The following is a 19359-nucleotide window of genomic DNA, read 5'->3' on the forward strand; positions in this document are numbered from 1 at the left end:
TAAAATTAGCGGTTATTATTGGGGATGGGTAGTCGATTTTTTAGACGCGCTGTTAACAGCAAAAAGTACATTCTGCAACTTTTTCGAGGTATTATGTAATTATATATTTTAAAACAATTTTTAATAAGTTAACCGATTAGTATAATTATAAATTTTAATAAATTTACAGCCGAATAAAAACTATTTCTCAAATTTTTTACGCCATTGAGCTTATTCCTCAAAAATAAACCCGCCCCAGTTGGGGGGATAATTAACTCGTTGTTACACCGCAAAATCGCTTTAACTTGTCACATCGTCAAAGTCATTGCCTTTTCAAAGCTACTATTCCCTAGCGAACTAATTATATTTTAACCTTCTATGCTTCCCTAGCCAGAACTAAAAAATAGGATTTAAGGATAGACACAAAGTCCGCTACCTATGCCGTCAAGGCTATTACCACCAATGTGACCATCATTTGAGCCAACGACAAAAACGATACCATGCATCGTATCAATCGTCCAATATCCGGCACCAGGGGCCCCACTGGCATTAAAGTTGGCGCCAGTATAGTCGTACATATAACCCCACTCCGTAAAAAGCCCTGCTCCAATGTGGCGTCGATAAAAATCATTAGGTGATGAAGGTGTAGCACCGACTGAACCTTCACAGAGAGGACTCGAATTAACTCCTTGACAGGAAGCGTTAGTTAAATCCTTTACATTAGGTATACGGTATCCAATATTACTACACCAAGATGATGTGCTAGATAAACTGTAATAAGAAATACCACGGTTGACAAACCATTGCTTTAACTGAAAACCATATTTTACGACAGCTTCACCACTACTATTTCGACCAACTAACTCAAATGTCTGAGGTAATGTCGGATTGGGTATACTTCCTAAACTTCTTGGATTATCAGTGCTCCATTGCAAAGGTTTGGCTACAGGCCCCTTCAAAAGAACGCGGACACTTGTACCAGAGTCATTAGGTGTCATAATCGCAGTAATATCACCATTAGGTGAAACTGGCTCCCAATTTAGTCGACCAATTCCACCTATATCTAAATAAAAATCCAATCCATCAGCGCCAGTAGTTGGGAAGTTTAAACCATATGAAGAAGGCAAAAATGATTGTGTAAGAAAACCTTTATTAGAATCCCATATGGAAGCAGGGCCAGCATAATCATCCATATTTAAATATAAATTTGGTTTAGCAAAGCAGACAGTAGCTTTTGTTCGAGGATTGATAAAATAAGTAACATTACTGGGACTAAAACTACTGCTTTTAGGTAAACCATAAAGAGTTGTTAATGAACCTGTTGTACTCGATAAAACTAATTTATATGGTGCTTTACAAATATCTAATATCTCGTTACGAGCGACAGATTGATTATTTTTATCAAAGATAGTTAAACTCAAACTTCCTGTAACAGTTATACCATCAAATCCCTGACCATCACCGTCATCATCACCCCAATAATTAAATGGTTGACCGATAAGAACATTTAAACCAATTTCGTTAGTATCAGTTGGTACCATCATATCAATATCTGTAAAACGCTGATAATCCTCAGGCAATTTAATAGGAGTTGATGGACTTGAATTATTCGTTGTTGGTGTATATTTAGTACCATCTGATAAGCTTATCCAAAGAAGCCCATCAGTATCAGTCACTCGAGTTTGACCACCATCAAACGTTAAATATGGCGCATTACCATGTATAGGATTTGATGTTTTAGTCGTTAATGCGTGGCTGGTATAGGAAGTTATTAGCAACAAGCTAAACGATAATCCTAAAAAGATCTGCTGGGATAAAAAGGATCGCGCAAAATTTCGCGAATTTATGTATAACTTCGATAAAAAATAAATTATGGTGAAAAATAAACGTTGAGAACTTAACTTTGACGAAATTAAATTATAGGTTGTACATGTTGCGTGTTGCGTGTTGAAAATTATAATGCATTTCGACGTTCCTGTCAATTAGACCTTTGATTTATTTTAAATTTAATGCTAATTATTTAAATATTTATCGTTTGCATTAAACGATGCAAAAAGTATAGTGACTGAAAAAACTCTATGCAATATTTTTTTACATTTAATTGTTAACTTTCGTAAAGAGAAACAAAAAAGATATAGAAATAGATTACTTAATATTTATTCTAATTGGAGATAGCTTTTTACATATCCTTATAAATTTTAGTCTTTTGAGGATGAAAAAATTTGTTTTAGTAGTTGAAATTAGTGGTTATTAAGAACGAGATTTTGATTTTTTAAGCACGTTATTAACAGCAAAAAGTGTATTACTAAAGTTTTTAGCAGTATAGTGTAATCATTTAGATTTAATGAAGTTTTAATAATTTAACCAATTAGCATAATTATAAACTTTAATAAATTGATGCCCACAAAAAGACCTTTTCTCAATTTTTTCCTGACCTTAAGTGGGCAAATATTAACTTAATCGCAATAATTAGCTAGTTCAACAAGGTTTCCATCCGGGTCTCTTAGATAAAGACTTTTGATATTACCTTTAGCACCGTGTCGATCAACGATCCCTTCAACAATCGGATAACCTTTTTTTATAATCTCTTTTTTTACGTTCTCAATATCGTCTTCAACTATTAAACAAAAATCTTGGCTACCATATTCTGGATGTAGGGCTGCTGGCTGAAATTCACCTTTTTTGGCATGAATATTAATCTTTTGGTTTCCAAAAACAAAAGCATGACGTCCGTTGCGTTCGACATGTTTCAATCCTAAAATATCTTGATAAAAGGCAATGCTTTTAGTGAGATCATGACTAGTAATGACAAAATGATCGATATTTTTAATTTTCATCAGTATTTATCCTCTCTATCTAATCTAAAAAAGAGTATATATTGAAACTATATTGATTATTTGACTTGCAATAGTTTTATGGATTAAATAATTATTATTCAACTTAATATATAAATTAACAAATTGATCAAACAAAACAAAATTTTTGAATGTTGTCTAGAGCTGTTTCTGATAAAAGAATATTAGTATCAATCCTGATATAAACTCTGAATAATTGTTCAGCATTTTCTTCAGATAATGTATACAGAAATGAGGTCTACTCTGTTTATTATCCCTGATAGTTAAATCAAAATATTTTTTTATTATCTGGTTGTGACAATTTTTCAAAACAATTTCAGTAATACCATCTCTATCAAACTTCATTATTATAATATTATTACGAGTAGGTATACCCTATTTTATTGGCATACTAAAAAGGAGCAAAAAATACTTAAATTGTTTTTATTTATTCTATTTATCCACCATAATAGGCTCAATAGGCTCAAATTGATATTCTATTTTACCTGCTAAAAATTGATCGATTTTATCCAAAAATTCTGCAATATCTTTATCTTTACGATCTGGCGTGTTAGAGCTAAATAAATTGCTTGCCCTATTACCATAAATAGAAATCTTATAACCTGGCCCATCGTACTCTTGCATATTATAATATTCATCATCTCTATCTCTTAAATATCTTTCAGGGATTAATTGAAAAAGATTATGATGACCGGTGTATTTACTGTCAGGTCCATTAGCTGTGCAGCTACTAACATTATCGTTTTGGACACAAGTTAATGTTGCTTATTTAACAATATAGTTTTCAGTGATTTTAAAGCGCATTCTTCAAACCTGAGCTTCTGGTGTTGAATTATAAATAATTATTACTGCATTATAAGTATTAAATATTTTTGCATTAACAACAAAACTTAAAATAAAGAATAACCACCCCAAAAATACCTTTTTTCATCATTATAACTCTCAGCAACCGAGGTACTCCATATATTACAATGACCATCTGCGAAACAGGCTTCTATTTTGTTTTCATTTTTGATGATAATTATATTAAAATATATTAATCAATTTGTTAGGTGATAAAATAATTTATAAACGCATCTATAATTAATATTAATAATAAACACAACTTATAGTAGATTGTATTGATATGAATTTTAGGTTATTTATTAAGAGTATTAAACGACAAATTATTAACGAGGAGTTATTTGCTCCTCGTTATAGTTTAGAGAATAAATTTAGACACTAGCGAACGACTAACACTGATGTTTTTGCACCTCGCACCACACCAGAGGCATTTGATCCCAATAAATGGGTAGAGATATTAGGGCGCCTTGAACCAATGATGATCAAATCTGGCTCAATCTCTTCGGCTAAACGTAAAATTTCATCTCTTGGGTTACCAAAAGTAATGGAAAAAGATAAATTTTCCCGCGGTAAATTAATCGAATCAATTAAGCTATTTAACCACTGTTCCGTTTGTATTGTCGCTTGATCTTTAAACTCATCAAAACCAAATGAGTAGGCATTCACAATAGCTGATGCAACCGGTAAGGTATGAAAGAAGATAACTTGCGCATTGGATAATTTTGCTAAACACTCAACATGAGGGATGACTTTTTGAGTTAATGCATCTTCAAGCACATCAATTGGTACTAATATTTTTTTGTACATAACACCTCCACACAATATTAAAATTTGGCTTTATCATTCTAACTAATAAAGACCAATGCTATTGGTTTAGTATGATACTAATTTCACATTAAATCCAATATTAATATCCTAACGCTAATTTAAAAGATTGAAATATTTTTTTTGCAAAATCATGACGGAAATCAACTATGGCAAATATTATTTTTGACAATGACAGCAAACCAACTATAGAACCCGCGACGCTATTATCGCGTCGTTATTGGTTAGGAGAACGTAGACCAATAGATGAAATATCTCGTTTTCAAGTAATATCAGATAATACTAATTTAACCGTTAGTGCATGAAGTGGATCGAAGCTAATCACTATTGCTCGCTGTTTAAATAACTTCGTTTTAAGTAACTTCGTTTACATAACTTATTTAACTGATTTGGCAGTTGACGAGGGTTATCAAATTAGATATTGGTAAGCAATTGATAAAAACTATCGAAAAGCATATTGATAATCGCTGGGCGATTGGCTTACTTGCAGCACCACAGACAGTTGATTATTACGCTCATATCGGTTTTAATGCTCATCTTTCCGCATGGATTTTAAGAGAACAGTTAAAATGAGAATTATTCTAGCCTCGACATCACTATCACGTAAAAAAGTACTGGATAAATTAGCTATTCCTTTTGAATGTGTGCCACCAATTTGTGATGAAACACCTCTTGCAAATGAGAGTGCAGAGCAGTTAGTGGTGCGATTAGCTAATGCTAAAGCACAGTCATTAGTGGCAAGCTATCCTGATAGTTTAATTATTGGTTCCGACCAAGTGGGTGTTTTGGATGGGCAGATTGTTTGTAAACCACATACCATTGAAAATGCTAAGCAACAATTAAAACACAGCAGTGGCAAAGCGTTTTATTTTTATACGGGAATGACGGTGCTTAATACTCGTAGCGGTCAATCGCAAACAATTTGTGAACCATTTAAGGTCACTTTTCGCCAATTAACTGATGCGGAAATTGAAGCTTATATCGCTAAAGAGATGCCATTACAATGTGCTGGCAGTTTTAAATGTGATGAGTTAGGCATTACGCTGTTTGATAAACTCGAAGGTGACGATATTAATTCGTTAGTCGGATTACCATTGATAAAGTTAAATAAAATCATGATTGATATGGGCTGTAATCCATTATTGTTATAATTACTCAAGATATCATTAGTGCAAACTAATCGATTAATCGACCTGAGGACATTTTTAGCGTTCTTTGGCTATAACCTGCTACATCATTATCATGGGTAACAATTAGTAGCCCTGTGCCTTGTTGGTGAATATCGGCTAATAACGCCATAATTTGTGCTGAGCTTTCTTCATCAAGATCGCTGGTTGGTTCGTCGGCAATCACCAGTTGTGGTTGGCAAATTAGCGCCCGTAAAATAGCAATTCGGCGCATTTCACCGCCCGACATATTGGCTGGGTAAGCATCCTTCAAATAACTGATTTGCGCTTTTTCAAGCAGTTGTAGCGCATAATTTAAACTCGATTGGTTTTCTCGTTTAGTTAGAGAAAACGGTAAGCGAATATTTTCCAGTGCAGTCAAGTTAGGTAATAAGCTACTACCTTGTGGAATATATCCAAGGTATTGATTACGAAATGCCGATACCTGTTTATCATCGAGTTCGAATAAATTAGTACCGTTAATGGTAACTTTACCTTGTGTTGGCGTTAATAACCCGGCAATCATATTAAGTAGTGTGGTTTTACCACTGCCTGATTTTCCCATAATACTGATAAAGTCGTTTTGAGCCATTGAAAAACTGATATTATTTACCGCCGAGAATTGTTGCGTTGCGCGTTTATAATCTTTACGAAGGTTTTTGACTTCCAATAACATTATTCACCCTCTCTTAATGTTTGATAAGTATCAAATTTGGTCAATGATAATGCCGAATAGATACTTGACAGCGGACCAATAATTAACGTCAGCAAAAATACCAATAATGCATAAATTAAGCCATCTGTTATGGAAATATTTACGCATGGCAAGCCAATTGACTGGCAAATTAATAAGCTAAAAGCATAAATTAAGACGCCGGCAATCACAATGCCCACAATACCACCTAAGGCGCTAATAATCAGTGATTCTCGCAGTAACATTTTAACCAAATCACTACGCGAAGCCCCTAAAATACGTAATAAGCTAATTTCGCGTTTACGTTCATTAAGTGAGGAAGAAAATATCACAAAGATCACAATAATCGCTAGCAACCAAAATATTGCCGATAAGCTGTAAACAATGGTTGAAAAGCCTTTAAGCCATTTAGAAATATTACTCAACATGCCTTTAGTCATCACAAAATCAATATTGTAGTCGATGGCATATTTCGGCATCATCTGATTAACAACATCTTTAGGTTGATAATCAGGATCGACTTTAACAAAAATTGATGATACATAGTTAACAAAGTGATCAGTATCGCCCTCAATTAAATTGGCAGATTTCATCAGTGATTGTGCGGCAGGTATGGTCATAAAAACCGAAGTGTCAAACCCCATCCCTGTGCTATCCATTTTAGCGGCAATTTTAAAGGGATGATTAAAAAACTTAATTTCGTCACCCACATTTGAGGTAATTTTGCTACCCACCACAACCTGTTGGTCGGTCAAGGGTTGGCTTAACTGCGTTTGTAACCAAGGTTTGATTACAAAATCACTTTGCTGATCAAATCCAATTAGTTGTACTTTAGACGTACAGCAACCAGCACTCAATGAAGCGATAAACAGTTGAGGAGAGACAGCTTCAACCCCTTTGATTACTTTGATTCTATCAATCAAGTCTGCCTTCAGATAAAAGCTACTTGGTTCGCCACGTAATAGCGCCACCTCAAGATTTTTTTCATAACCATAAGGCACTACCAGAATATCTGCCCCTAAACGATTAGCCATGCCTGAAATCCCTAAGCTTAGGTTTTTCATTAACACACTACCACCAAATAGCGTAGCGGAAAAAAGCATAATAATAATAATCAAACAACAACTACGAAATGGTCGTCGTTGAATGTTTCGCCATGCTAAATTCGCGATAGTTATTTCTTGCATGTTTTGCTTCTCGTTATTGTCTAGTGGATATTAACGCTAGTTAATGCTATTTACTAAATGCTATTTACTAATAATAGTTACCAACGTTTAGCTTGTTTATTTAAATACCATACATTGATGATAGCAACAATCGCCAAGACCAAGGACAATAAAACCAATGCCGGTCTTGCCCCCATATTGCAACGCATCATTTCGTTACCACACACACCGATTAAAATGGTTGGAATCGCAGCAGCTAGTACTGCGGTGCAAGCTAATGCCATGCTTAATCCCATACGCACAAGTAGGGAACGACTAAATAACATCAGCACACCAATAGCGATCACTAAACTACCAATACCAATTTCCGCCCTTGATGTCCAAAAGCATTTCATAATTTTACCAGGGGTATTGTGTACATGACCATCACCAACCATTGGCGTTGCGTGCATGGTTTCCGTTGGCATTGCAGAGCTAGCCGGCATCGCTTGTACATCTGGCAGTGGGCAGACAGGTAAAATATAGAGCGGAAATAAAATAAGTAGTAAGCCGATTAACATAAACAATACTGATGTAATAATACGATTTTTCATAAATAGAGACCTTTTAATCATTAATTATTGATAATACTTGCTACTTTTCCATGTTCAAGGACCACCGTGGTTTGCGCATGTTTAGATACTTCCGGTGAATGCGTAACTACGATGATGGTGCTTCCTTCTTCGTGAAGCTGATGTAGTAAGTTCATGACCATTGCTTCATTGCTTTCATCTAAATTGCCGGTTGGCTCATCAGCTAAAATCAGTTTTGGATAGTTAATTAATGCTCTAGCGATGCAGACGCGTTGCTGTTCACCACCCGATAATTGGCGCGGTAAGTGTTTAGCTCGTGCGGCGAGCCCCACCCGTTCTAATGCCAGTAGGGCTTCTTTTTCGTCCACCATGCTGTGATAATATTGCGCCACCATCACGTTTTCTAATGCAGTTAAATAAGAGACAAGGTGGAACTGTTGGAAGATTAGGCCAATCTTATCACGGCGAATTTCTGTTAATTGTGGTAATGAAAGTTGAGTAATATCTTGTCCATCTAAAATTACCGAACCGAGTGACGGTTTATCCATACAACCGATAATATTCATTAACGTGGTTTTACCACTACCTGATGGCCCCATAATGGATAACCATTTGCCCTCTTCAACCGTTAGGTTAACTTCTGATAAGGCATGTAATGAGCCATAGATTTTAGATACATTATTCACTTCGAGCATATTCATACTTAACTATCCTATTCACCACGTAAAACTAATGCTGGTTCAACTTCAAGCGCACGTTTTACTGGAATCAAACACGCAATGATGGTTACCACCGCCGAAATAACAATCGTTGTAGGTATCAGATAAAATTCAACTACAATTGAGCGCCCAAAAACATTGGCGCTGATCACTTGAGCAAAAATCAGACCACAAATCACACCGATAACACCACCAATAATACCTAAGATCAGCCCTTCAGCTAAAAACTCTTTGGCAATACTCTTATTGGTTGCGCCGATGGCTTTTTTCAGGCCGATCTCCTTACGCCGTTCCATGACGACAGTCATCATGGTAGTGGCCACACAGATCATCGTCAAAATTAATACCACTAGCGTGACCAGATAAAGTAAAGAGGAGAGTTTACCTAGTACCGATGCTTCGGATTGCGTTACCCATTTTATAAGATGCGGTTCAACCGTAGTGGAGTGATCTTTAATGGTTTGAATATAGCGCTGTAATTCATCTTGTGTTGCCATAATACTGACTTCAACTACTTCGGCTTGATTGCGCTCTTCAAGTAGTGTTTCAAGATCGTTTAGATCAATAAAGATAAAGTTATCCTCAGCACGGCCGGTTTTGACAATACCGGTAATGGTTAACTCTTCATCAAAGCGAGAATTCTCTTTAGATTTACCTGAAATCGGCATCGTACTACCAATACTAAGTTTAGCAAATTGGGAGATATCGGTGCCGATCATAATTTCATTTGGATTTTTGGGTAGTTCGCCTTCTATTTTCCAATACGGGCTAGTTTTGCTAACCTGATCAAACTGCGTACCAACGATGGTATACGGTTGTTGATTACTGCGGATGGAATCATAACGAAACGGTGTCACACCTAATACTTTATCTGACGGTAACAGATCAACGGCTTTTTTCACCTCAGTTATTGGCATAGTGGATTGATTATTGGCCGGCATCAACAATAAGTTAGCACCATAAGAGCGAAACTCTTGCCCCATTTGTCTTGGAATATCATAGCAAAGCGTTACCATACCTAGTAGTACCGTTGCCCCAATAGCGACACCAAGTAAGGCAATAGCAATCCGAGAACGACGGCGAATTAGCGAGCTAAATAGTGTTTTTAAAATAAAGCGTTGGTTTTTATTCATCATCTGTTAGCCTCACTTACCGACCATGTAATACATCGGTTGGGCGTAAAAACATCATAATACGCAATGCAGGCAAACTACCTAACAATGTAATCAGACTTACCATAATTAATACCAATGGGACAATAATCATCTTAGGCTCAACGAATGAACCAAATACGGTTTGGCCAATAATTTGCGCAAAACCAAGACCGATAAAATAACCGACCATTCCCCCCAATAAGGCGATGATTAGTATTTCGGTAAGAATCAACATCGCCACCGAGGTATTGGTGGCGCCTAATGCTTTTAATAAGCCGATTTCAGTACTGCGTTCAATCACATTGGCGGTCACTAGGTTAGAAATTGCGAGTGCCGAACAGATTAACGATAAGATGGTTAACAATAACATTAATAGTTGAGTTTTTTGTAAGATAGATCCTTCAGATTCGGCTACCTGCATTATCGCTTTTACCCGAACATCTGGCATTAACTCCTCTAACTGATAGGCAATCGAACTGATATAAGCGGTGCAGTACCAAGTATCCCATTCGGTTCGTGATAAGCTATTAGGATCTTGCGCCGCCTTTCGGGCTAAATCATTTTCTGGCGTGGTGAGTGCACTCACTTCCACCCGTTCAACCAAACCGGCTTTGTTTGCCAAGTTTTGCGCAACTGGCAATGAAACATAAAGCTCATTATCTTCAACCCCACCACTATGGAAAATATTATTCACTGTTAGGGTGATTTTTTGGGTGGATGATGTTAACTCAATACTATCACCCAATTTGAGATTCAATTGCTTGGCAATAGTCTCACCTACCATTACACCTTGCAAATTATCATCTTTCATGGTGTTGCCTTCAATTGACCACCACGACTTCATAGCTAACATTCCGGTATCCACTTCGTCACCGGTCGGAATTGTCAAATGTTTATTAAACCAAGTTCCAACTAGCGTGACCGGTTTACCATTAACCATAACTTGGGTTGTTAAATAAGGGGCGAAATCAACAATGTTATATGCCCAGAAGATCATTTTAATCTTCACTAAATCATCTTGTCTAATATATTGAATCGCGTCTTGTTTGTCATCTAGTTGATATAACTCACTCACCAACGCCGCACCTTTGGGCACAATGTTTAAGTTAGCGCCATAGGCTTTTAATTCTTGATTAACTTTATCACCGACATCAAACATGACATTTAACATGGCGGTCGCTAGTGAAACACCCAAAGCAACGGTCAAGGCAATTAAAAATAGCTTCTTTTTTTGACGAACTAACACACTAAGTAACATTCTACGAAACATATTTTCTTCCTTTTTTCACTGTTACTTAAAACGACTCTTTTCAGCTTCAAGATGAGCTGGTCGAATAATCATATTACCATTTAAAATTTCATATTTAAGTGGTACCGGATTACAACCGCCGGAAAAACCTATCGTCGCAATATTCATCACTACATCACACAAAATACAGACAACCTGATTACCGCGTTGATAATAACCACTGGCACCACAAATATCACAAGCATCAAAACCGACACCGTAAGCATTTTCACTTTTCTTAATCACAATAAACCGAACTAATGTGCCATCAGTCGCTTGATAACCATAACGATGCAAATTGCCATCATTGACTCTATCTAACGGAATCACAATCAAACCATCGGCATTGGGTGTCACAGGTTCAGCTGGAGTTAATTCCACCCCTTTTTCAAAAATATAACGGGCACGAGTAACGGTATAAGCAGTTATGGCAATGCCAGCCATTAATAATAATGAGGTACGACGATCACGACGTAAACTTGCTTTTAATTTACGTATTTGGGCTGGATTACTGCCAACTAACGAGGTAGTTTTGGATTTGGTGTACAACAAAATACTCAGTAATAACACCAAAACCATGAAGATAAAGGTAAACAAATTGACATGCGCTAAAATAAAAATTACTAATTCCATCATCCATTTTTGTGGCGAGATGAATCGTCTCACAATCAGGATTTGTAGTAAATTAACAGCGTTTTGCGCAGTGAAGATAATAATTGCCAATGTAGTAATGGCAGTAACGAATCGAGTTGAAAATCGAGCACAAAGGCGATAGACAAACAACCCAAGCAAAACACAAACTATTAGAGCAAAACCATAACCCACCCATTTAAACAGATAGTCATTATTGAATATGGATTCCATACCAACATCAAATTCAAATGGATAGAGTAAAATATTCGGTAGGCACTGTGCGGTGATAAGACCAGTGGCAATCACCAGTAATAATGAATTAAGGAATAATGATTTTTTAAACGATAAACAGATAAGCAATGGAATGGCAATGACGCACCAACCAATAATCACACCAAGATCATAAAATTCACGAACAGCAATACCTGTATTTCGTTTTAATATTGCATAAACCAGTGCAGCCATCATCCCCAATACACAACCAGTTACAAGATGTTTTTTACTTGATTGAACAAATGCCGCACTGACTAATGCAAACATAATCACTGGTACAAAAGTGTTATCGGTAATATTGATAAGATATTGGAGCATAATGATTGCCTAACGATTACAACGTATATTGGCGAGCTTTTACACTCGCCTTAAGTACAAAATTATTTAATAATTAAATTAATAATTACCATGCACGCGGGATAAAGTCAAAGTCCCAAGAAACTTCGATTGGTTTAGACCAGAAACGACCTTCAACCCCTGTTTCTTTATCAACATGCAATAAATAGCCTTGTTTTTCAGGGTTTTCAATAGTAAAGGTGACTTTATATTTACCAGCACCATCTAATTTAATATTGTTACCATAGTGAGGGCCGTCAGATGCATTCATTGGCATAAAAGTACCTTCAATCGCTTTAGCACTACCTTCTTTTTGGATTTTATATTTTACAGTTAAGTAAGGCACAAAATCACCGGCACCAAAACCTAATTTATTGCCTTCAGCTGCTGAAATATCAGCTTCGATATGCATATCAGATTTAGACGCAGGTAAGCCACCCATACCGGCAGGTTCCATATCAACAGGTTGGAAGTAAACCGCACCGATATGTAAAGGACCAACTGTTACTTCATCACCGATTGGGAACTCTTCAAAACCTTTTTCTTCTCCTGGTGCCGGTGCCGCAGCATAAGCCATAGATGAAAGTGCAAGTATTGATGAAATACCCGCAGAGATTAATAATTTTTTCATTGAAACTCCTTAATTTTATTTTAACAAATAGTTCTATATTTCAATAATTAATCAATAAAATAATGATTAATTAATCACAATTACTACCAAATTTTTAATTACAGTTTGATTTAACAACGAATCATTTAATGTAATCAATTTAAATTATCTGTTTTATTTTTAATAGTATGTTTTCGGTAATAGATAACTGACAAAATAACCACCACAACCATAAATAATTGTGGAATTAATGTTTCTAAAGTTGGATATATACCCAGAATTTCCACCGAATGAACAAAATCGACCGGGGTAACCGGAATGATATCCGCTTCTTGCAACTCTTTTACTCCGCCACCGGCAAAAGCGATCGCCATCAGATACATTAACGCACTGGTGCAAATAAAGAACGGTCTGAGTGGTAATTTAACCGTACCAAAACGGATAATCACAAAGACAAAGGCTAGGACAATTGTACCAACACCCAAGCCATACCAAACCATATCCATATGCTCTTTCGCATCGGCTAGCATAGCTTGATAGAAGATAATGGTTTCCGCACCTTCACGAAATACCGCTAAAAAGGCTGCAAATCCTAAAGCAAAACTACTACCAGTAGAAACTGCGCTTTGCACCTTACCTTCTACATAATTCTTCCAAGCCTCAGATTCCGATTTAGACAACATCCAATTACTAATAAAGAATAGCACCACAGTAGCCAATAACATGGCTCCGCCTTCCATAATTTCTTGATTAGCTCCACTTAACCCCACCACAGTATGTAACGCAATCGCTGCTAAAACACTAGCAAACACTGCAAACAAACTGCTTAAATAAACCACTTTAAGCATTGGTTTATTATTGGAACGCACAAGATAGGCAGAGATAGCGGCAATAACGAGTATCGCCTCCAATCCTTCACGGAAGATAATGATAAACGACGCTAAAAAGACACTCCAACCACTCTCTTTTTTACCATCTAATTCGTTGGCATCTTCATGTAGCATTTTTAAAATAACGTCAATTTCGGCGCGTACTGTTTTATTCGGTGAGTTTTGCGTCATTAAACGTTTGATTTTCGCAAATTGATATTCGGTGTCGGTGCCACGTTTACCTGAAATATAAGACATTACTGCTCGCTCAACACCATGTTTTTCATAAAACCCGAAGTAGGCATTGTTCACGCGGGCTTTAGCACCTTCGATGTCTTTCATAAAATAGATATTGTAGGCATCGTTAAGAATGATATCCATTTCATCAATAATTGCATTCCAGCTTTCATATTTTTTTTCGGCCGCATAAGAGGGGGTACTAAAAATCGCTAAACTTGCAATTAGAAGTACAACTAAAGTTAGATACTTTTTCACTTACAGCTCCTTTATTTTCCTAACAACATTATTCCTATTGGTTTGCTGTTTTCTGGCAATTGCAATGATTGATTAATAAATTCAGGATTGATTGAATGGATATAACGTGTGCTAAGTTTTAATGCAGCTGCCGATAAATAAACATTTTGACTCATTGCACCAACGGCAATTTGACTAAAATCATTGGCTTGTTGCGCATCATAATCTTTAAGGCTATCGCCATCAGAGACAAAAATTAAAATATAAGGAGCACGCTTAGTAAAGTTTTGCTTACCAATTTCACCTCGAATATCTTGCTTATTGATTTCACGAAGATAATGACCTTCCCATTCATATACAAAGGTACCCTTCTCGCTAGCAACATATAGGCGGACATAAGGCGGTTTACCGCTTGCCATCGGCACAGTCCAACCGTTTTTACCACGATTTAAGCCACTGGCGGCCCAAAGTACGTTTGAAAGTTCATCGTCCGATAGCATTCCAGTTGGGAATCCACCACCTGGCGTTGAAGTGCGTTTTTTAAGACTATCAAATAGCCCCATACCCTCTTTTTTTTGTGGTGTAGGTAAAGTGACATCTGCATAACAATAGGAAATACAAGATATTAGCAAAAAAACAGCAAATCTACGTAACAACAACATAGCCAAAACCTTTCAGCATTAGAAACTTATTTGTTGTTATCTTATTGCTAATGCTTTCAATTATCAATAACAAACAATAATTATTATCACTAATGCTATCGCCAAAAAACAATTCTCTCCTTAACATTTCTTTAACTAAAATAAATCACTTTGTGGACACTTTACATCAGTCCAATTTTTATTTTTTGGCTTAAAAAGTATATACTGATGCAATTTACCAACTTTAAGTTAAACTGAGTCTGTTTCGTTATGCCATTATCGACTTTAATTGTATTACCACTATTTATCTTAACTATCACCTTAGCTTCGTTTTTTAAACAAAAAAAATGGCAACTACTTACCATCATCCTAATGACTGTCATCATTGTGATGGAGCTGACCTCAATTTATTTTAGTGGTGGATTTATTGATTATCAGTTTTACGTCAACTTAAATGTAAATGATATTATTGAAGGTTTATTCATCTTCAAACTACAAGCGCTTTTGGTGATTGTCGTCTTTTTAGGATTAGTCTTTATCCTTAGCAAATTAGCCAGCTTATTTCGTAATAAATGTCGATTGCTATGGCGCTTACCATTAGCCGCTATCGCCATTGCCTCTATTAGTTATCATAATGGTCCAATTAGTCGCATTTATGAGATCTATCAAGTCACTTGTGCACCAAAAGCAACCTTTGAACAAGCGTTACAAGCGCTAAACATGAGCGATTATGTTGCAAAATCTCAAATTAACAGCCAACAAGGCAAAAATATTATCGTATTATCATTAGAATCTTTTGAACAAGGATTTTTAGATTTTGCTGATATCACTCCGAATTTAAGACAGCTTAAGCAACAATATACCTTCTTCCCGAATATGCCAATGAGTGCGGGAAGTACTTGGACCACCGCCTCGATGTACACCTATATGACGGGAGTACCATTTTTAATCGGTGAACACTCAACATCCCCTTTAAAAAACGCCAACACCACTCAATTGGTAACCTTAGGTGATGTTCTAAAACAAGCTGGCTACCAAACTCGTTACGTGATGGCTGGTCCTGAATTTGCTGGCATAGGTCATACCGCGGAAGTGCTTGGCATGCAAGTTATATCGGATAAGACCTACCCGGGCAAATACCCGAATGCGCCATTTGGACTATACGACAAAGACATCTTAGAGATCGCCAAACTGCAAATACAAGAGATGAAAAAGACTGACAAACCTTTTGCTCTTTTTATCTCGACCGTCTCAACTCATGCACCAAATGGTTTTCATGATGATCGCATGACTGCTGTCATCAGCCCTAAACAAGACAACATGTCTTTTGTGGCTGCATCGCTCGATTACAACTTAGGGCAATTTATCGACCAGCTAAAACAGCAAGGCATGCTAGACAACACGGTGTTCTACATCTTCCCTGACCATCTAATGATGGGTGCGGGCACCGAAACTGTTAAAAAATTATCGGAAAAAGAGCGCAAACTCTACTTATTAACTAATGCGAGTATTGATGATCTTCAAAAATCCCCTAATCAAACCATTTACCAAATAGACTTACCGCGGTTGATTTTAAATGGTGCGCAAATTAAAACCAATGCAAAATTTTTAACCGACTATTTAATTGCTGAACAGGTCGATAAAAAACAGTTTATTGAACAACATAAAGCAAACATCGCCACTTTAAATAATGCAGCACAAGAGCAAAAATGAACGTCGATACCTTAATTTTAGTCATCACCATTAGCTGTTTAGGCATGATATCACCCGGACCCGATTTTTTTCTGGTGTTAAAAAACAGCTTAAGCTACCCGCGAAAAATGGCATTAATGACCTGTTTAGGGGTAATTAGCGCCATCGCCATTCATATGTGTTATTGTGTGGCCGGCATTGCCGTGTTAATCAGTGCCACCCCATGGCTTTATAACGCCTTACGTTATGCCGGCGCCGCTTATTTGTTATGGATAGGTATTAAAGCCTTACTAGCAAAGAGTAGTGGCACCACCTATGTCACCAAACAGACTCAAGCGATTAATGTCACGGCTAAAAAAGCGTTTATGCAAGGATTGTTATGTAACTTACTAAACCCGAAAGCAACGCTGTTTTTTCTGGCTATCTTCACCCAACTTCTGAATGCTAGCTCAACCATGATGGATAAATTGATGGTTGCGGCTATCATTTGGCTTGAAGCCTTACTTTGGTGGCCATTGGTCGTATTTATCTTCCAGACCCAAGTCGTCCAGCGTCGATATTTTAAGTTGCAAGCGGTTATTGATAAGTTATTAGGGGTGATATTGATTGTACTTGGGGTTAAAGTGGCGTTAGGGTTTTAAGGCGTTGAGAAAAACTGTCGCTCAACTTTTTAGTGACTAGCGTTCAGATATTTAATTCTTTGCTAACTATATTCCCAACTGAGACAACAACTAGCACAGGGGGGTTACACAAACCTTCTGTACATATTATCAATATCGTCCAGATACTCATCTGGTCAATACCATCTTTACTATGTACAGCTGTTCAAATTCTTTGCAGAAAAATTTGTCCCTGCACTGGCCATGCAAAGCAATGCACGCTAGGCTTGTTAAGAAAATAGGAATTTAGCATTTACACTTAGTCGTTATTGGCCAAATTTTGCTGTTCAAAATCCCATTCTTCAAATTATTTATCAAATGGAACTCTGCCTACACGGCATAAATCCGATTCAACATCATATCAGCATGAAATGAGTATTTTTAAACGACCTATGCGCTAGTGAACGCGCTACTAGTTTATTAATATCTACGCTTTCATTACTAAACTACCTGCACGGCATAAATCTCAACTAAATACCATCCTCCATCTTTTTCGTATTTTTAAACTGCCTACACTGTAATAAACACATTATACCCTCACCAGCGAGTTTGAATTGCTTTTGGGGCAATATATGATTATTTTATTCTTGTGCACAGACCTTCTGCGTTTGTTTTATATACATATCTATTTTTGTTATCAGTATCTCTTTCCATTAAAAAAAATTCTTCCTTAATGAAGTATTGATTATCACTTTTTTTAGTCATTAATGTTGTAACTTTTAATGAGCGAAATCCATCGTCACGAATAACATCAGTTTTACCCGTATATCTATTATCTAGATCTATGTATACCCAATCTTTAGAATTATCTTTTTTTGAGTATAGTTTACCTTGGTCTAATTTATATTCCTTTACAAAAATAATTTCACCATCTTTTGCATAATCAGAAAGTTTTCCATTTTCATTTTTAGCAAAGAATTTTTTTAATTTACAATCCCACTTTCCAACCAAAAACTCATTAGTAACTTTACCACCACTATCATCATCACAGCCAGACAATGCCAAGCAAACTAAACATAACAACGAAATTCTTTTCATACCCTCTCCTTCGATTTTAAGTAATGGTAAGTTATTTAAAATATCTGGGCAATAAAAAACCACTTAATAAAAGCGTCCAACTTTATGGGGTCACTTCACTAGAGCGGTTTATCAGGATTTTGATTGTAAATTGTGAATTTCCTACGGCAGAGAGCATGATTTAGGAGTTAGCGTTTGGAATGCTATCTTTTTAAACTGCCTATACGGCATCAATCTTGTGAAAACGGGATTTACAACTTGCGCAATGGTTTCTAAACTGCCTATACGGCATCAATCACCCTAAATACTCAAAAATGCCCTGCTTGATTTTTCTAAACTGCCTATACGGCATCAATCCATATCCGTCGGGAATTTTACCGGACTTGCGCTTTCTAAACTGCCTATACGGCATCAATCTCCAATTAATATGGATAAATTTCAGAAGTCTTGTTTCTAAACTTCCTATACGGCATCAATCGCATCGTTCGTGTCAGCGTTTTATTAACTGATTTTCTAAACTGCCTATACGGCATCAATCCAAATACACATTGGATCAGTTTTATTAAGTGATTTCTAAACTGCCTATACAGCATCAATCATGGTTCTGTTCTATTTGTTTTACTGGCAAATTTTCTAAACTGCGTATACGGCATCAATCTGAAGATGTGGATTTTAAAAAAGAAATAAGGATTTCTAAACTGCCTATACGGCATCAATCAAAATTTGCGAAACCAAAAACTTTAAACATGTTTTCTAAACTGCCTATACGGCATCAATCATGTTTTTAGATAGTGGTATACAGTTCAGAGCTTTCTAAACTGCCTATACGGCATCAATCTATCGAAAAACCTACTAAAACCAATCTCAATTTTTCTAAACTGCCTATACGGCATC

The 19359-nt window shown here is 36.4% G+C and carries 20 protein-coding genes and 1 CRISPR repeat array (1 of these 21 running past the window's edge); of the genes, 5 read left to right on the plus strand and 15 right to left on the minus strand.

Annotation, left to right across the window (positions count from 1 at the left end; genetic code table 11):
* Positions 1-389: 389 nt before the first annotated feature.
* From DKK70_RS12200 to DKK70_RS12215, 4 genes are all read right to left on the minus strand, one after another.
* Positions 390-1760 carry a hypothetical protein gene (locus DKK70_RS12200; protein ID WP_110434257.1) on the minus strand — a complete coding sequence of 457 codons (1371 nt, stop codon included), beginning with the start codon at positions 1758-1760 and terminating at the stop codon, positions 390-392.
* A 675-nt stretch (positions 1761-2435) separates the two neighbouring features.
* A complete protein-coding gene (locus DKK70_RS12205; protein ID WP_110434258.1) occupies positions 2436-2816 on the minus strand; it encodes a VOC family protein in 381 nt (126 codons plus the stop codon).
* Between the two features lie 450 nt (positions 2817-3266).
* Entirely contained in the window at positions 3267-3458 is a 192-nt protein-coding gene (locus DKK70_RS12210) for a hypothetical protein (protein ID WP_110434259.1), read from the minus strand.
* Positions 3459-4055: 597 nt separating this feature from the next.
* Positions 4056-4484 carry a universal stress protein gene (locus DKK70_RS12215; protein WP_110434260.1) on the minus strand — a complete coding sequence of 143 codons (429 nt, stop codon included), beginning with the start codon at positions 4482-4484 and terminating at the stop codon, positions 4056-4058.
* A 167-nt stretch (positions 4485-4651) separates the two neighbouring features.
* Here DKK70_RS12215 and DKK70_RS16845 point away from each other — a divergent pair, with 167 nt between their 5' ends.
* The 3 genes from DKK70_RS16845 to DKK70_RS12220 all read left to right on the plus strand — a co-directional run bounded on the left by DKK70_RS16845 (position 4652) and on the right by DKK70_RS12220 (position 5653).
* A complete protein-coding gene (locus DKK70_RS16845) occupies positions 4652-4807 on the plus strand; it encodes a hypothetical protein (RefSeq protein WP_181416001.1) in 156 nt (51 codons plus the stop codon).
* Positions 4808-4898: 91 nt separating this feature from the next.
* Entirely contained in the window at positions 4899-5075 is a 177-nt protein-coding gene (locus DKK70_RS16850; protein WP_181416002.1) for a hypothetical protein, read from the plus strand.
* Positions 5072-5653 (plus strand): Maf family protein, encoded by a 582-nt coding sequence (locus DKK70_RS12220; RefSeq protein WP_110434261.1) that lies wholly within the window; start codon positions 5072-5074, stop codon positions 5651-5653. The genes DKK70_RS16850 and DKK70_RS12220 overlap by 4 nt, the downstream gene beginning before the upstream one ends.
* Positions 5654-5678: 25 nt before the next feature.
* On the opposite strand, the gene DKK70_RS12225 is transcribed toward DKK70_RS12220, so the two are convergent.
* The 10 genes from DKK70_RS12225 to DKK70_RS12270 all read right to left on the minus strand — a co-directional run bounded on the left by DKK70_RS12225 (position 5679) and on the right by DKK70_RS12270 (position 15118).
* On the minus strand, positions 5679-6344 hold the full coding sequence (locus DKK70_RS12225; RefSeq protein WP_110434262.1) for an ABC transporter ATP-binding protein: 666 nt from the start codon (positions 6342-6344) through the stop codon (positions 5679-5681).
* Positions 6344-7549: an ABC transporter permease gene (locus tag DKK70_RS12230; protein ID WP_110434263.1), complete on the minus strand. Its 1206-nt coding sequence runs from the start codon at positions 7547-7549 to the stop codon at positions 6344-6346. Before DKK70_RS12230 ends, DKK70_RS12225 begins: the two co-directional genes overlap by 1 nt.
* A 77-nt stretch (positions 7550-7626) precedes the next feature.
* The gene (locus tag DKK70_RS12235) at positions 7627-8121 is read right to left on the minus strand and encodes a DUF4418 family protein (protein WP_181416003.1); all 495 of its coding nucleotides are present in this window, start codon (positions 8119-8121) and stop codon (positions 7627-7629) included.
* Positions 8122-8141: 20 nt separating this feature from the next.
* Complete coding sequence (locus DKK70_RS12240) at positions 8142-8801, minus strand: ABC transporter ATP-binding protein (protein WP_110434265.1); 660 nt, start codon at positions 8799-8801, stop codon at positions 8142-8144.
* An 11-nt stretch (positions 8802-8812) separates the two neighbouring features.
* Positions 8813-9955, minus strand: coding sequence for an ABC transporter permease (locus DKK70_RS12245; RefSeq protein ID WP_219999775.1), 1143 nt, complete (start codon positions 9953-9955; stop codon positions 8813-8815).
* A 13-nt stretch (positions 9956-9968) separates the two neighbouring features.
* Positions 9969-11243: an ABC transporter permease gene (locus DKK70_RS12250; protein ID WP_110434266.1), complete on the minus strand. Its 1275-nt coding sequence runs from the start codon at positions 11241-11243 to the stop codon at positions 9969-9971.
* A gap of 21 nt (positions 11244-11264) precedes the next feature.
* Positions 11265-12485, minus strand: a complete 1221-nt coding sequence (locus DKK70_RS12255) for a Fe-S-containing protein (RefSeq protein ID WP_110434267.1) — start codon at positions 12483-12485, stop codon at positions 11265-11267.
* Between the two features lie 85 nt (positions 12486-12570).
* The gene (locus DKK70_RS12260; protein WP_110434268.1) at positions 12571-13134 is read right to left on the minus strand and encodes an iron transporter; all 564 of its coding nucleotides are present in this window, start codon (positions 13132-13134) and stop codon (positions 12571-12573) included.
* A gap of 134 nt (positions 13135-13268) precedes the next feature.
* Positions 13269-14477: an FTR1 family iron permease gene (locus tag DKK70_RS12265; protein ID WP_219999776.1), complete on the minus strand. Its 1209-nt coding sequence runs from the start codon at positions 14475-14477 to the stop codon at positions 13269-13271.
* Between the two features lie 11 nt (positions 14478-14488).
* On the minus strand, positions 14489-15118 hold the full coding sequence (locus DKK70_RS12270) for a nitroreductase family protein (RefSeq protein WP_110434269.1): 630 nt from the start codon (positions 15116-15118) through the stop codon (positions 14489-14491).
* Positions 15119-15367: 249 nt separating this feature from the next.
* Between DKK70_RS12270 and DKK70_RS12275 the strand changes: the two genes are divergently transcribed.
* Positions 15368-16810: an LTA synthase family protein gene (locus DKK70_RS12275; RefSeq protein WP_110434270.1), complete on the plus strand. Its 1443-nt coding sequence runs from the start codon at positions 15368-15370 to the stop codon at positions 16808-16810.
* Positions 16807-17430 carry a LysE family transporter gene (locus tag DKK70_RS12280; protein ID WP_110434271.1) on the plus strand — a complete coding sequence of 208 codons (624 nt, stop codon included), beginning with the start codon at positions 16807-16809 and terminating at the stop codon, positions 17428-17430. Before DKK70_RS12275 ends, DKK70_RS12280 begins: the two co-directional genes overlap by 4 nt.
* Positions 17431-18024: 594 nt before the next feature.
* Here DKK70_RS12280 and DKK70_RS12285 read toward each other — a convergent pair.
* Entirely contained in the window at positions 18025-18486 is a 462-nt protein-coding gene (locus DKK70_RS12285; protein ID WP_110434272.1) for a hypothetical protein, read from the minus strand.
* 187 nt (positions 18487-18673) lie between these two features.
* Positions 18674-19359: direct repeats of the CRISPR family, unit length 28 nt; unit sequence TTTCTAAACTGCCTATACGGCATCAATC (it continues 64 nt past the right edge of the window).

The organism is Gilliamella apicola (genome assembly GCF_003202655.1).
Classification (GTDB): domain Bacteria; phylum Pseudomonadota; class Gammaproteobacteria; order Enterobacterales; family Orbaceae; genus Gilliamella; species Gilliamella apicola_R.